Annotated in this window: 10 protein-coding genes; 8 read left to right on the forward strand and 2 right to left on the reverse strand. The window is 63.6% G+C overall.

Annotation, left to right across the window (positions count from 1 at the left end):
* Window positions 1–3 precede the first annotated feature (3 nt).
* Entirely contained in the window at window positions 4–2,523 is a 2,520-nt protein-coding gene (locus AC1DPX_RS01430) for a heavy metal translocating P-type ATPase (RefSeq protein WP_477234090.1), read from the reverse strand.
* Window positions 2,524–2,855: 332 nt separating this feature from the next.
* On the opposite strand from AC1DPX_RS01430, the gene AC1DPX_RS01435 reads away from it, so the two are divergent.
* From AC1DPX_RS01435 to AC1DPX_RS01460, 6 genes are all read left to right on the forward strand, one after another.
* Window positions 2,856–3,653: a glycosyltransferase family 25 protein gene (locus tag AC1DPX_RS01435; protein WP_477234092.1), complete on the forward strand. Its 798-nt coding sequence runs from the start codon at window positions 2,856–2,858 to the stop codon at window positions 3,651–3,653.
* A gap of 90 nt (window positions 3,654–3,743) precedes the next feature.
* Window positions 3,744–6,545, forward strand: coding sequence for a [protein-PII] uridylyltransferase (locus tag AC1DPX_RS01440; RefSeq protein ID WP_477234094.1), 2,802 nt, complete (start codon window positions 3,744–3,746; stop codon window positions 6,543–6,545).
* 46 nt (window positions 6,546–6,591) lie between these two features.
* Window positions 6,592–8,199, forward strand: coding sequence for a murein biosynthesis integral membrane protein MurJ (gene murJ / locus AC1DPX_RS01445; protein WP_477234096.1), 1,608 nt, complete (start codon window positions 6,592–6,594; stop codon window positions 8,197–8,199).
* A 117-nt stretch (window positions 8,200–8,316) separates the two neighbouring features.
* The gene (gene trpS, locus AC1DPX_RS01450; protein ID WP_477234098.1) at window positions 8,317–9,384 is read left to right on the forward strand and encodes a tryptophan--tRNA ligase; all 1,068 of its coding nucleotides are present in this window, start codon (window positions 8,317–8,319) and stop codon (window positions 9,382–9,384) included.
* 315 nt (window positions 9,385–9,699) lie between these two features.
* Window positions 9,700–10,191, forward strand: a complete 492-nt coding sequence (locus tag AC1DPX_RS01455; RefSeq protein ID WP_140744643.1) for a universal stress protein — start codon at window positions 9,700–9,702, stop codon at window positions 10,189–10,191.
* A gap of 276 nt (window positions 10,192–10,467) precedes the next feature.
* Complete coding sequence (locus tag AC1DPX_RS01460; protein WP_202356489.1) at window positions 10,468–11,037, forward strand: NifU family protein; 570 nt, start codon at window positions 10,468–10,470, stop codon at window positions 11,035–11,037.
* Between the two features lie 154 nt (window positions 11,038–11,191).
* On the opposite strand, the gene AC1DPX_RS01465 is transcribed toward AC1DPX_RS01460, so the two are convergent.
* Window positions 11,192–11,809 carry a L,D-transpeptidase gene (locus AC1DPX_RS01465; RefSeq protein WP_477234100.1) on the reverse strand — a complete coding sequence of 206 codons (618 nt, stop codon included), beginning with the start codon at window positions 11,807–11,809 and terminating at the stop codon, window positions 11,192–11,194.
* A gap of 227 nt (window positions 11,810–12,036) precedes the next feature.
* Between AC1DPX_RS01465 and cueR the strand changes: the two genes are divergently transcribed.
* On the forward strand, window positions 12,037–12,459 hold the full coding sequence (cueR, locus tag AC1DPX_RS01470; RefSeq protein WP_202356491.1) for a Cu(I)-responsive transcriptional regulator: 423 nt from the start codon (window positions 12,037–12,039) through the stop codon (window positions 12,457–12,459).
* A 92-nt stretch (window positions 12,460–12,551) separates the two neighbouring features.
* Window positions 12,552–12,884, forward strand: a complete 333-nt coding sequence (locus tag AC1DPX_RS01475; protein WP_477234102.1) for an SMR family transporter — start codon at window positions 12,552–12,554, stop codon at window positions 12,882–12,884.
* Window positions 12,885–13,430 lie beyond the last annotated feature (546 nt).

The raw sequence follows: 13,430 nt of genomic DNA on the forward strand, positions 1-13,430 counted from the left end.
GGATCAGAGTTTCAACGTCCGCAGCCGCAATGCATTGGCGATGACCGAGACGGAGGACAGGCTCATCGCCGCCGCCGCCAGCATCGGCGACAAGAGCATGCCGGTGAGCGGATAGAGCACGCCTGCCGCGACCGGCACGCCAAGCACATTGTAGAGGAAGGCGAAGAACAGGTTCTGGCGGATGTTGCCGATCGTGGCCTGGGCAAGCGTACGGGCTCGGACGATGCCATTGAGGTCACCCTTGACCAAGGTGATGCCGGCACTTTCGACCGCGACATCGGCGCCGGTGCCCATGGCGATGCCGACATCGGCGCTGGCCAAAGCCGGCGCATCGTTGACGCCGTCGCCGGCCATGGCGACACCGGCGCCCCTGCCGCGCAGTTCCTCGACCAGCGCTGCCTTCTGTTCCGGCAACAAGCCGGCGCGAACCTCGTCTATGCCGAGGCTTCTGGCGATCGCGTTGGCCGTGCGCTCATTGTCGCCGGTCGCCATGATGATCCTGAGGCCGCTGTCATGCAGCGCCCTGATCGCCTCGGCGGTGGTCGCCTTGACCGGATCGGCGACGGCGACGATGCCGGCCAGTCGGCCGCCGACAGCGACAAACATCGCCGTCTTGCCGTCGCCCTGCAGCGCTTCCGCGCTGGCCGAAACGGCGGAAATGTCGACGCCGAGATCGTCCATCATCGCGGCATTGCCGAGCGCGACGGCCTTGCCCGACACCGTGCCGGAAACGCCCTTCCCGGTAACCGCCTCGAAATCGCCGGCGTACGTGACGGTTGCGCCGCGCGCCGCGGCGCCCTCGACGATGGCCTCGGCCAGCGGATGCTCCGAGCCCTTCTCCAGGCTCGCGGCGTGACCCAGCAATTCGTCTTCGGAAAAGCCGTTCGCCGCGACGACATCCGTCAGTTTCGGCCGGCCTTCGGTCAGCGTGCCGGTCTTGTCGACGATCAGCGTGTCAACGGAGGCGAAGCGTTCGAGCGCGGCAGCTTCCTTGATCAGCACGCCGGCATGCGCGCCGCGCCCGGTGGCGGTCATGATCGACATCGGCGTGGCGAGGCCGAGCGCACAGGGACAGGCGATGATGAGCACCGAGACCGCCGAGACGATGGCGAAGACCAGGCTGGGCTCGGGGCCGAAGACGGCCCAGGCGATGAAGGCCACGACGGCGACGAGGACGACGGCCGGGACAAAGTAGAAGGAAACGCGGTCGGCCAAGCCCTGGATCGGCGCACGCGAGCGCTGCGCCTTGGCGACGAGTTCGACGATGCGGGCCAGCGTGGTCTCGGCACCGATCCGCTCGGCGCGCATGATCAGCGACCCTTGTCTGTTGAGCGTACCGCCGGTCAGCGCATCGCCCTCGGCCTTTTCGACCGGCAACGGTTCGCCGGTGATCATCGATTCGTCGATGGAGGAGCGGCCTTCGAGCACGGTGCCGTCGACCGGCACGGCGTCGCCGGGCCGGATGCGCAGGCGATCGCCGGCCGTGACGCTGTCCAGCGGTACGTCGGTCTCGGAGCCGTCCTCGGCAATACGCCGCGCGGTCTTGGGCGCCAGATCGAGCAAGGCGCGGATTGCCGACCCGGTCTTTTCGCGGGCACGCAATTCCAGCACCTGGCCGAGGAAGACCAGCGCGACGATGACGGCGGCGGCCTCGAAATAGACCGGCACCGCACCGCCATGGCCGCGGAACTGATGCGGGAAGATGTCGGGGAAGAGCGTGGCGACGACGCTGTAGAGGTAGGCCGCGCCGACGCCCAGCGAAATCAGTGTCCACATGTTGGGGCTGCGGTTGAGGACCGACTCCCAGCCACGATGAAAGAAGGGAAAGGCGGCCCAGAGCACCACCGGGCTCGCCAACACCAACTCCGCCCAAGTTTTTGTCCGGTCACTGACCAGGTTTTCGAAGCTAAGGCCGAGCATCGGCGCCATGGCGATGACCAGAAGCGGGATCGACAGAACCGCGCTGACCCAGAACCGCCTGGTGAAGTCGACCAGTTCGGGGTTTGGTCCTTCATCTCCCGATGGCACGCCCATCGGCTCAAGCGCCATGCCGCAGATCGGGCAGGAGCCGGGCTTGTCGCGGACGATCTCCGGATGCATCGGGCAAGTGTACTGCGTGCCCTTGGGCGCCGGCGGCGGCGCCGGCCTGTCACCTAGGTAGGCCTGCGGCGCCGCTTCGAATTTAGCCTTGCAGCCGGCGGAACAGAAGTAGAAGCCCTGGCCTTCATGGCGGACGAAGTGCTTCGCCGTCGAGCGGTCGACGCTCATGCCACAGACGGGGTCGGTGGCCGTCAAATATTGTTCCGGCCCGGCCTGGAATTTCGAACGGCAGCCTTCACTGCAGAAATGATAGAGGCGGCCGCCATGCTCCGATGTCGGCTTGCCGGCGGCCGGATCCACGGTCATGCCGCAGACCGGATCGCGCAGAACGGCCGCAGCATCGGCGCCCTTCGACGCGCAACAGCTGCCGTGCGCGCCATGTGCGTGGTGATCGCCGCGATGGTCATGGTCTGGATGCGTCATGTCAAAAATGCCTTTATGCCTCTGCCTGGTTGCGGAGGTAGTGCTTCCAGTAACTGGAAGGTCAAGGGCTGTTCCGATTTTTTCGTTTTCAGCCCGCAACTGGCAGTTCGCCCGCACAACTGGCGGCCACATCGGGCGTAATGTCACGGCAATCCCGGGAAGTCAGGCCGGCTTTAAAAGCCTGGCTCTCTGTTGGCTCTCCCAGCGCGGCATGATATCCACGCCGGAAAAATCAACAAACCATAGCATAACCTGTGCTAGAGGGTTCCCGCAGTGCTTGGCGGCTCCCGCCGGTTCCGTGGAAGCAAGGTTTCGAACAAATAGCTCGCGAAATGAAGCGTCTGGTCATCAACCTCGATCGATCTCCCGATCGGCTTGCCCACATGTCGAAGGAATTCGCCCGGATGGGCATCGGGTTCGAGCGGGTCGCGGGGATCGATGGCAAGCAACATCCCGACCTAATGCTGCAGCCGCAGCACGCGATACATGCCAACCGGCCGCTCTCCGGCAGCGAAATCGCCTGCCTGCACAGTCATCGGGCTTGCTGGACGATCATTGCGCAGGACGAGGCCCCATACGGCGCTGTGTTTGAGGACGACATGGTCTTCTCCAGCAAGGCCGGGGCATTGCTGAGCGATACGAGCTGGGTGCCGGCGGACGCCGATGTCGTGAAGCTCGAGACGTTCTTCTCCTCAACCGTGATCCAGAGGAGAAGGACCTCTGCCGGACATGGCTTTTCCATGGTCCGCCTCCGCAAGGGCCATCCGGGGGCCGGCGGTTATCTGCTCTCGCGGCAAACGGCGCGCGACTTTCTGGAGGCAACGGCGCAGGTCAACATTGCCACCGATGATCTCATCTTCAATCCCGTCCTGTCGGCCGGCAAGACCATCTACCAACTTGTTCCGGCGCTTTGCGCACAGGATCAGTTCGTCGGCGGAAAGCTGCCAAGCCTGCTTGACCAGGAACGCGATGCGGCGCGGACCGCGAGCGGGCTTATGGGAAGGCAGAGGAAGCCGATGGCCGTGAGAATCAGCAGAGAGGCCGGGCGAACCGCACGGTGGATCGCCGATTTCTGCAGATTCCGGCAACGGATCGTCGTTCCCCTCGATCCGATCGAGGCAACGGACTAGCCCGCCTGCCGCGCCACCAGCGAGCCCCATACCCAGCGCCGCGAAAACACGCTATAGACGCCGCCCAAATGGCAAGGCCGACTGGTACCTATGGCGAAAATCTCCCTGAAGCTCGATGAACTGATCGACGGCGAAGCCTTGCGCCGCGAGATGACCRCGCTGACGGCGGCCACGGCGGGCGACGGTTCGGGAGCAGCAGCCCGCACCGGCGTGCTGCAGCTTCTCAAGGCCCGGCTCGCCGAAGGCCGGAAAATTGCCGAGGCCATGCTGAAGGAGGATGGCGGCGGCAATGCCTGCGCCGAGCGGCTGTCGCATCTGATGGATGAGCTGATCCGGGCGCTTTACGATTTCGCGGCGACGCATGTCTACCGGGTGAAGAACCGTTCGTCGGCCGAACGCATGGCGGTCGTGGCGGTCGGCGGCTATGGCCGCGGGACGCTGGCGCCGGGATCCGACATCGATCTTCTGTTCCTGCTGCCCTACAAGCAGACGCCATGGGGCGAACAGACCGTCGAATACATGCTCTACATGCTGTGGGATCTGGGCCTGAAGGTCGGCCACGCCACCCGCAACATCGATGAGTGCCTGCGGCTGTCGCGCACCGACATCACCATCCGCACCTCGATCCTGGAAGCGCGCTTCCTGTGGGGCGAACGCAAGCTCTATGACGAGCTGATGCTGCGCTTCGACCACGAGGTGGTGCGCACGACCGGCCCGGAATATGTCCAGGCCAAGCTCGCCGAGCGCGACGAGCGCCACGCCAAGGCCGGCGAGAGCCGCTATCTGGTCGAACCCAACGTCAAGGACGGCAAGGGCGGCCTGCGCGACCTGCAGACGCTGTTCTGGATCGGCAAATATTTCTACCGGGTGCGCACCGGCGAGGAACTGGTCGAAAAAGGCGTCTTCACCGAGGCCGAGTACCGCGAGTTCCAGAAGGCCGAGGACTTCCTGTGGGCGGTGCGCTGCCACATGCATTTCCTCACCGGCAAGGCCGAGGAGCGCCTGCATTTCGACATCCAGCGCGAGATCGCCGAGCGGCTCGGCTACACCACCCATCCCGGCCTGTCGGCGGTCGAGCGCTTCATGAAGCACTACTTCCTCGTCGCCAAGGATGTCGGCGACCTGACCCGCATCTTCTGCGCGGCGCTCGAGGAGGAGCAAGCCAAGCACGTACCCGGCTTCAACCGCATCTTCCTCACCTTCCAGCGCCGCAAGCGCAAGCTTGCCGGCACGTCCGATTTCATCGTCGACAACCACCGCATCAACATCGCCGACGACCAGGTATTCGAGCGCGATCCGGTCAATCTGCTCAGGCTGTTCTGGTTCGCCGACAAGCACGGGCTGGAATTCCACCCCGATGCGCTGAAGCTGCTCACCCGCTCGCTCGGCCTGGTCAACAAATCGCTGCGGCGCGACGAGGAGGCCAACCGGCTGTTCCTCGACATCTTGACCTCGGACCGCAATGCCGAACTCAATCTGCGGCGCATGAACGAGGCCGGGCTGCTCGGGCGGCTGATACCCGACTTCGGCAAGATCGTCGCCATGATGCAGTTCTCGATGTATCACCACTATACGGTCGACGAGCACCTGATCCGCTGCATCGGCGTGCTGGCCGAGATCGAGCGCGGCGATGGCGAGAAGGTGCATCCTTTGTCGCATTCGCTGATGCCCGGCCTGAAGAAGAGCCGCGAGGCGCTCTATGTCGCCGTCTTGCTGCACGACATCGCCAAGGGCAGGCCGGAAGACCATTCCGAGGCCGGCGCCCGCATCGCACGGCGCATCTGCCCGCATATGGGACTGTCGGCGGCCGACACGGAAACCGTCGCCTGGCTGGTCGAGAACCACCTCGTCATGTCGATGACGGCGCAGACCCGCGACCTCAACGACCGCAAGACCATCGAGGATTTCGCCTCGATCGTGCAGTCGGTCGAGCGGCTGAAGCTGCTGTTGATCCTCACCGTCTGCGACATCAGGGGCGTCGGACCGGGTGTGTGGAACGGCTGGAAGGGCCAGTTGCTGCGCACGCTCTATTACGAGACCGAACTGCTCTTGACCGGCGGTTTCTCGGAGGTGTCGCGCGCCCAGCGCACGGCGGCGGCGCGCGAACGTCTGGCCGAGGCGCTCGCCGGCTGGCCCGACAAGGAGCGCAAGCGGTATGTCGGGCTGCATTACGAGAACTATTTGCTGACCGTCGACCTGCCGGATCAGTTGCGCCACGCCGAATTCGTCCGCGAGGCCGACGCGGCCGGCAAGAAGCTCGCCACCATGGTCAAGACCCACCAATTCGAGGCGGTGACCGAAATAACCGTTCTGGCGCAGGACCATCCTCGTCTTCTCTCCGTCATTGCCGGGGCATGCGTCGGTGCCGGCGGCAATATCGTCGACGCGCAGATCTTCACCACCGCCGACGGCCGCGCGCTCGACACCATCCTGATTTCGCGGGAGTTCGACCGTGACGAGGACGAACGCCGGCGCGCCGAGCGCGTCGGCCGGCTGATCGAGGACGTGCTGTCGGGCAAGAGCTGGCTGCCGGAGATGATTGAGAAGCGCACCAAGCCGCGGCGCGGCGCCAAGGTGTTCAAGATCCCGCCGCGCGCCGAAATCCGCAACACGCTGTCGAACCGGTTTTCGGTCATCGAGGTCGAGGGTCTCGACCGCCCGGGCCTGCTGTCGGAGATCACCGGCACGCTGTCCGACCTGTCGCTCGACATCGCTTCGGCGCACATCACCACTTTCGGCGAGAAGGTCATCGACACCTTCTATGTCACCGACCTCACCGGCCAGAAGATCGACAACCCGGCCCGCATCGCCACCATCCGCAACCGGCTGATGGCAGCGCTCGAAGGCATCGCGCCCGAACGCGGCGGCAAGGCCAAGGCGGCCGCCGAGTGACTGCCATCCTCACCTTGTCCCAATCCCACAGGCAGTCCTCGAACGCATGAGCCTCGTCAAGAAATTCGCCACCGTCGCTTCCGGCACCCTGATGAGCCGCGCGCTCGGATTCGGCCGCGAGATGCTGATGGCGGCAGCACTCGGCACCGGACCGGTGGCCGACGCCTTCAACGCCGCCTTCCAGTTCCCCAACACCTTTCGCCGGCTGTTCGCCGAAGGCGCCTTCAACGCCGCCTTCGTGCCGCTGTTCGCCAAGGAGATCGAGACGCACGGCACCGACGGCGCCAAGCGCTTTTCCGAGGAAGTGTTCGGCGTGCTGTTCTCGGCGCTGCTGGCGCTGACCATCGCCATGGAACTGGCGATGCCGCTGATCGTGCGCTACCTGGTGGCGCCGGGCTTTGCCGACACGCCGGGCAAGTTCGAGACGACCGTCCTGCTGGCGACGATCATGTTCCCCTATCTCATCTGCATGTCGCTCGCGGCGATGATGGCGGGCATGCTGAATTCGCTGCGCCGCTATTTCGCGGCGGCGATCGCACCCGCTTTCCTCAACATCATCCTGATCAGCGTGCTTGGCTATGCCTGGTATCACGGGCTGGATGCGCATGCCGTCGGCTTCAGCCTGTCCTGGGGCGTGCTGGCGGCGGGGCTGGTGCAGCTCGCCATCGTCTGGGTGGCGGTGCGCAACGCCGGCATCTCGATCGGCTTCCGCCGGCCGAAAATGACGCCGAACGTCAAGCGCCTGCTGATCCTGGCGCTGCCGGCGGCGATCACTGGCGGCATCACCCAGATCAACCAGCTGATCGGCACGGCGATCGCGTCGGCGCAAGACAGTGCGGTGTCCTCGCTCGCCTATGCCGACCGCGTCTATCAGCTGCCGCTCGGCGTCGTCGGCGTGGCGGTGGCGATCGTGCTGTTGCCGGAACTGTCGCGGGCGCTGAAGTCAGGCAACCTCATTGAGGCCGCCAATCTGCAGAACCGCTCCGTCGAGTTCACCTTGTTCATGACCTTGCCGGCGGCGGCGGCACTCTGGGTCATGTCGGAGCCGATCGTGCGGCTGGTCTATGAGCGCGGCGCATTCGCCGCCAACCATTCGACCCCGACGGTGGCGGCGATCCTGGCGATCTTCGGCCTTGGCCTGCCGGCCTTCGTGCTGATCAAGGCCTTCACCCCGGGCTATTTCGCCCGCGAGGACACGCGCACGCCGATGATCTTCGCCGCCATCTCGGTGGCGGTGAACGTCGCCACCGCGCTGACGCTGTTTCCCAGGATGGGCGCACCCGGCATTGCGGTGGCCTCGGCCGTGGCCGGCTGGGTCAACGCGCTGATGCTGCTTGCGGTCTTGATCAGGCGCGGCCATTGGGGCCGCGACGTACCGCTGCTGAAGCGTATTCCGCGGCTTGTTCTGTCGGCCGCGGTGATGGCGGTGGCGCTGTATTTCGCCGAGCATTGGCTGGCCGTCCGGCTCGGTCCCGGCTCGCCGCTGGTGGTCAAGGCGACGACGCTGCTGACGCTGGTGGCCGGCGGAGCGCTGCTCTATTTCGTCACCGCCTTTGCCACCGGCGGCGCCGATTTCGGCATGATCCGGCGCAATGTCAAACGCGGATCGGGCAAGGCAGCACCACCGGCGCCAAAGACCGGCCTGGACGAATAGCCGGGGCACGCCGACCGCAACAGCGGTCTTGATCGTAAAGCCGTGTTCGTTCATAAGCGCGCCGTCGAAAGACTTTCGCCGCGCGCGAAACGGCCCTCCACAAGCCATGAGGAAACCATGTCCGCCTTCAAGCCACTCGTCTTCTCCGGCGTCCAGCCGACCGGTAATCTGCATCTCGGCAACTATCTCGGCGCCATCAAGAAATTCGTCGCCCTGCAGGACACGTCCGACTGCATCTATTGCGTCGTCGACCTGCATTCGCTGACCGCGCAGCTCGTTTATGACGACCTGGCCGACCAGACGCGTTCGATCACCGCCGCCTTCCTTGCCTCCGGCATCGACCCGAAGAAGCATATCGTCTTCAACCAGTCGCGGGTGATGCAGCATGCAGAGCTCGCCTGGATCTTCAATTGCGTCGCGCGCATCGGCTGGATGAACAAGATGACGCAGTTCAAGGACAAGGCCGGCAAGGACCGCGAGAATGCTTCGCTGGGCCTGCTCGCCTATCCTTCCTTGATGGCGGCCGACATCCTGCTCTACCGCGCCACGCATGTGCCCGTGGGTGAGGACCAGAAGCAGCATCTGGAGCTGACCCGCGACATCGCCCAGAAATTCAACAATGATTTTTCCGACCGCATCGCCAGGCTTGGCGTCGGCGTCGAGATGCAGGTCGGAGAGGAGACGGTGAACGGCTTCTTCCCGATCACGGAACCGGTGATCGGCGGCCCGGCGGCGCGCATCATGAGCCTGCGCGACGGTTCGAAGAAGATGTCGAAATCGGACCCGTCGGACCTGTCGCGCATCAATCTGACCGACGATGCCGACACCATCTCGAAGAAGATCCGCAAGGCCAAGACCGATCCGGAAGCCTTGCCGGGCGAAGTCGACGGGCTGGAAAGCCGGCCCGAGGCGGAAAACCTGGTCGGCATCTATGCCGGGCTGGCCGAGATGTCGAAGGCCGAGGTGCTGAAGGAATTCGGCGGCCAGCAGTTTTCCGTGTTCAAGCCGGCGCTTGCCGACCTTGCGGTGGAGAAGCTGGCGCCGATCGCCGGCGAGATGCGCCGCATCGAAGGCGACCGCGCCTATGTCGACGCGGTGCTCAGGGACGGCGGCGAACGCGCCGGCGTGCTCGCCGAAACGACGATGAAGACGGTGCGCGATATTATCGGCCTGCTGCAGGGCTGATGCCTGTCGTCAGTGCACCGCAGCACCGTACTGGCCTCAACGTATCTGCCCCGAGGATATCTTGCCCAAGAGATACTGGCCCAGGGACCGGCGGCTTGCCGCCGGTCCGCTGCGGTGGCAGATTGCGGCCGCAATAGCACTCGTGTCTCTGATTTTGAAATTCGCTAGAGTTGGATATCAAGGGTAATGCGAATTTCAAAATCAGGGACACGAGCAAACTATTGATTTCTAGTGTCGCTTTTGATTTCGAAGTTCGCTCGGAGCGAGATATCGAAAGCAGGCGAACTTCGAAATCACGACACTAGGTAGATAGACATGGTCTCCAAACGCCTTAGCCGCGAAGCCGGTCATCGCAGGAAATTCCTGACGATCATCGACGATACGCCGGAGTGCGAACGCGCCGTCGCCTACGCCTCTAAGCGGGCGCAAAGCACCAGCGGCACGCTGGTGCTGCTCTATGTCATCGTACCGGACGATTTCCAGCATTGGCTGGGCGTCGAGAAGATCATGCGCGAGGAGGCGACCGCCACGGCGCGCGCGGCTCTCGATGGCTACGCCAACAAGGTGCGCCAGAAGCTCGGCATCGAGCCGGAGATGGTGGTGCGCGAAGGCAAGCCGACGGAAGAGATCCACAAGCTGATCGAGGAAGACCAGGACATCGCCATCCTGGTGCTGGCGGCCGGCGCCGGCAAGGAAGGTCCTGGGCCGCTGGTCGGCGCCGTGGCCGGCAAGGGCGCCGCCTTCCCTATTCCGGTCACGGTGGTGCCACAGAATTTGTCCGACGAGGAGATCGACAGCCTCGCTTGAGATGTGTTGATATTCAGGTGATGCCGCTCTGCAAATGGCTGACACCTGCGCTTCCGGTGCTCACGTACTTCAAGTACGCTCCGCTCCGGTTCTCGGCATCAGCCATTTTCGACTCGGCCTGACCTGAATCTCAGCACATCTCCACCTGAGTGCAGGGTCTGCAAAACATTCCGCCAGCCAGCCGTTCGGGCGATGCGTTTCGCTTGAATGTCCAGCCGATAACGCCTATTTAGAACTATTCCAAACTATCTGCCCAAAACGGGCACGGAGACGGCCATGTTCATCCAGACCGAATCGACGCCCAATCCGGCGACGCTCAAATTCCTGCCCGGCAAGGAAGTGCTGCTGGAAGGCACCGCCGATTTCCGTGACGCCGACAGTGCGGCAACGGCCTCGCCGCTTGCCGGCCGGCTGTTCGAAATCCCTGGCGTCACCGGCGTCTTCTTCGGCTACGATTTCATCACCGTGACCAAGGACGGCCCCGACTGGCAGCACCTGAAGCCGGCGATCCTCGGCGCCATCATGGAGCATTTCATGTCCGGCGCGCCTGTCATGGCGAAAAGCGGCCCGGCCGCGGAGACCAGCCAGACCGGCGAATTCTACGACAAGGCGGACGAGGAACTCGTCATCACCATCAAGGAACTGCTCGACACCAGGGTGCGCCCGGCGGTGGCCCAGGACGGCGGCGACATCACCTTCCGCGGCTTCGAGAACGGCACGGTGTTCCTGCACATGAAGGGCGCCTGCGCCGGCTGTCCGTCATCGACGGCGACGCTGAAGCACGGCATCCAGAACCTGCTTCGGCATTTCGTGCCGGAAGTGCAGCAGGTCGAACAGGTCTCCTGACCACTGCCGCTGCCGGCACGATCTCAATTGCAAACAACAAAAAACCGGGCCGAATTGCCCGGTTTTCTGTTTGGGACGTCCGTTGTTGCCTAGACGGTCCGCGTACGAAACTTGTCTTCCCGTTCGACCATGATCCCGCGAGGGATCCTGGTCCTTACATCACGATGACCTTTGCGCCGACCGAGGCGCGGTCATAGAGATCGATGATGTCCTGGTTCATCAGCCGGATGCAGCCGGACGACATCGCCTTGCCGATCGAATTCCATTCCGGGCTGCCGTGCAGCCGGTAGCCCATGTCGCCGCCCTTGTTGAACAGATACATGGCGCGCGCGCCGAGCGGGTTCTTCAGGCCCGGCTCCATGCCACCGGCGAACTTGGCCAGTTCCGGCTGGCGCCTGATCATTTCGCGGGGCGGCGTCCAGGTCGGCCATTCGCGCTTCAGCGCGATGTGGGCAGTGCCGTGCCACTCGAAGCCTTCGCGACCAACGCCGATGCCGTAGCGGATCGCGCGGCCGTCGCCCTCGACGAAGTAGAGGAACTTGTTCTGCGTGTCGACGATGATGGTGCCCGGCTTTTCCTTGGTATCGTAGTTTACTTCCTGCCGGTGATACTGCCTCGGTACCTTTTCGATCGGGATGCGCGGCAGTTGGTAGCCAGCATCGGTCACTGCGCCGTAGTCGTTGGAGAAGATCTGCCCGCCGATGGTGCTGCAGCCGGCGATGGCCGTGGACAGCGCCAATGCGGCAATTATTGCAAGCGACTTCATGCGCATGTGGTGATCCGGAGCCCCGCCCAAATGTCAGCGGCACGAGTCGGCCGCTTTGTCACCATCATTCATGCTGGCAATTGCTTTGCTTGCCAAGCGCACGATGCCTATATGCGTGGCCATACATGCTGGTAAGCGTATCACTATGGCATTTCAGCAACAGCCCTCACCGGATTGTGGAGGAAATTCAATGGGGGCGACATCAAACGGTTACCTGGAATCGAGGATCAGTCATGAATGTCGGTGATGCAGCCCAGCGGTCCGGTCTGCCGGCCAAGACCATCCGCTACTACGAGGAGATCGGCCTGATCGCGCCTGCGCGCGCCGCCAACGGCTACCGCGACTATTCCGGTGACGACATCCACCGGCTGACCTTCCTGCGCCGCGCGCGCAACCTCGGCTTTTCAATCGACGATTGCCGCCAGCTGATGGCGCTCTACCAGGATCGCGGCCGCGCCAGCGCCGACGTGCGCGAGATCGCCGCCGCCCATGTCACGGCGATCGAGGAGAAGGTGCGCGAGCTGCAGTCGATGCGCTCGACCCTGCAGAAACTGATCCACGCCTGCCATGGCGATGAGCGGCCCGATTGCCCGATCCTGGATGACATGGCAGGGGCTGCGGCGCCTGGCGACAGGACTGTTTCGCAGTCCGCTTGACTGCGAGGCGCAGGCGCCGATCACGGGAACGTGAACGTGACGACGTCATCGGCTTCTGATCATTAGATGCCTCCCATCGATGGAGGTTCGCCGTGCCTGCTTATGCCATTCTTGCCCTGGCCATCATCGCCGAAGTCATCGCAACGAGCGCGATGAAGGCCTCGGAAGGTTTCACCAGGTTGGGTCCCTCGGCAGTGGTGCTGCTCGGTTACGGGGCGGCGTTCTTCTTCCTCGCGCAGGTGTTGGACCGGATACCGATCGGCATCGCCTACGCTGTATGGGCCGGCGGTGGCATCGTCCTCGTCGCGCTGGTCGCCTGGATTGTCCATGGGCAAAAGCCGGATGCCGCGGGCCTCATTGGCATGGGCCTGACCCTGGCTGGTGTGCTGGTCCTAAACCTGTTGTCCAGGACCAGCGCCCATTGATCTAGACCATCTGTCAAACATAGGTCGCCTCGACCATCCGGGATGCGGGCAATCGGCCTGTCGAACCGCAGGCCCGATGCGGCAAGCTCCGATCGAACCAGGGACTTCAGTCTTATTTGCGCGATTGCTAATATACATATAGGTTGATCAACGCGGGACAATCACACCCAAAAGCCCAAACCCGCAATGGCCGGTGCAGTCCCCTATATAGACCCAAGGCCAAACTGCACCGGCCATTCCGCAAGGCATATTCCCTAGCGTCATCCTTTATATGCCGACTAACTAAAGTAATGGAACGTCCAATGGACATTTGTGGAACCTAAAAGGTCCCCTCAGACCTTCGCACACCGGCACGCAAGACTTTAGTCCTGCCGCTCTCTAGTGAAGAACCGAAGTTGATCGCCTCGACATAGGGCCGTTCCGCAGGGATGGATACCAGACCGCCCTCAGCCCGATATTGCGCGATCGCGGGAGGCTCGCTCGGGCCGGACCGGAGTTTGCCAACCCTGTAATCGGCCGGCATGAAGCGATTGTCTGTTAGACCGA

It is taken from the genome of Mesorhizobium sp. 01N446 (genome assembly GCF_056399285.1).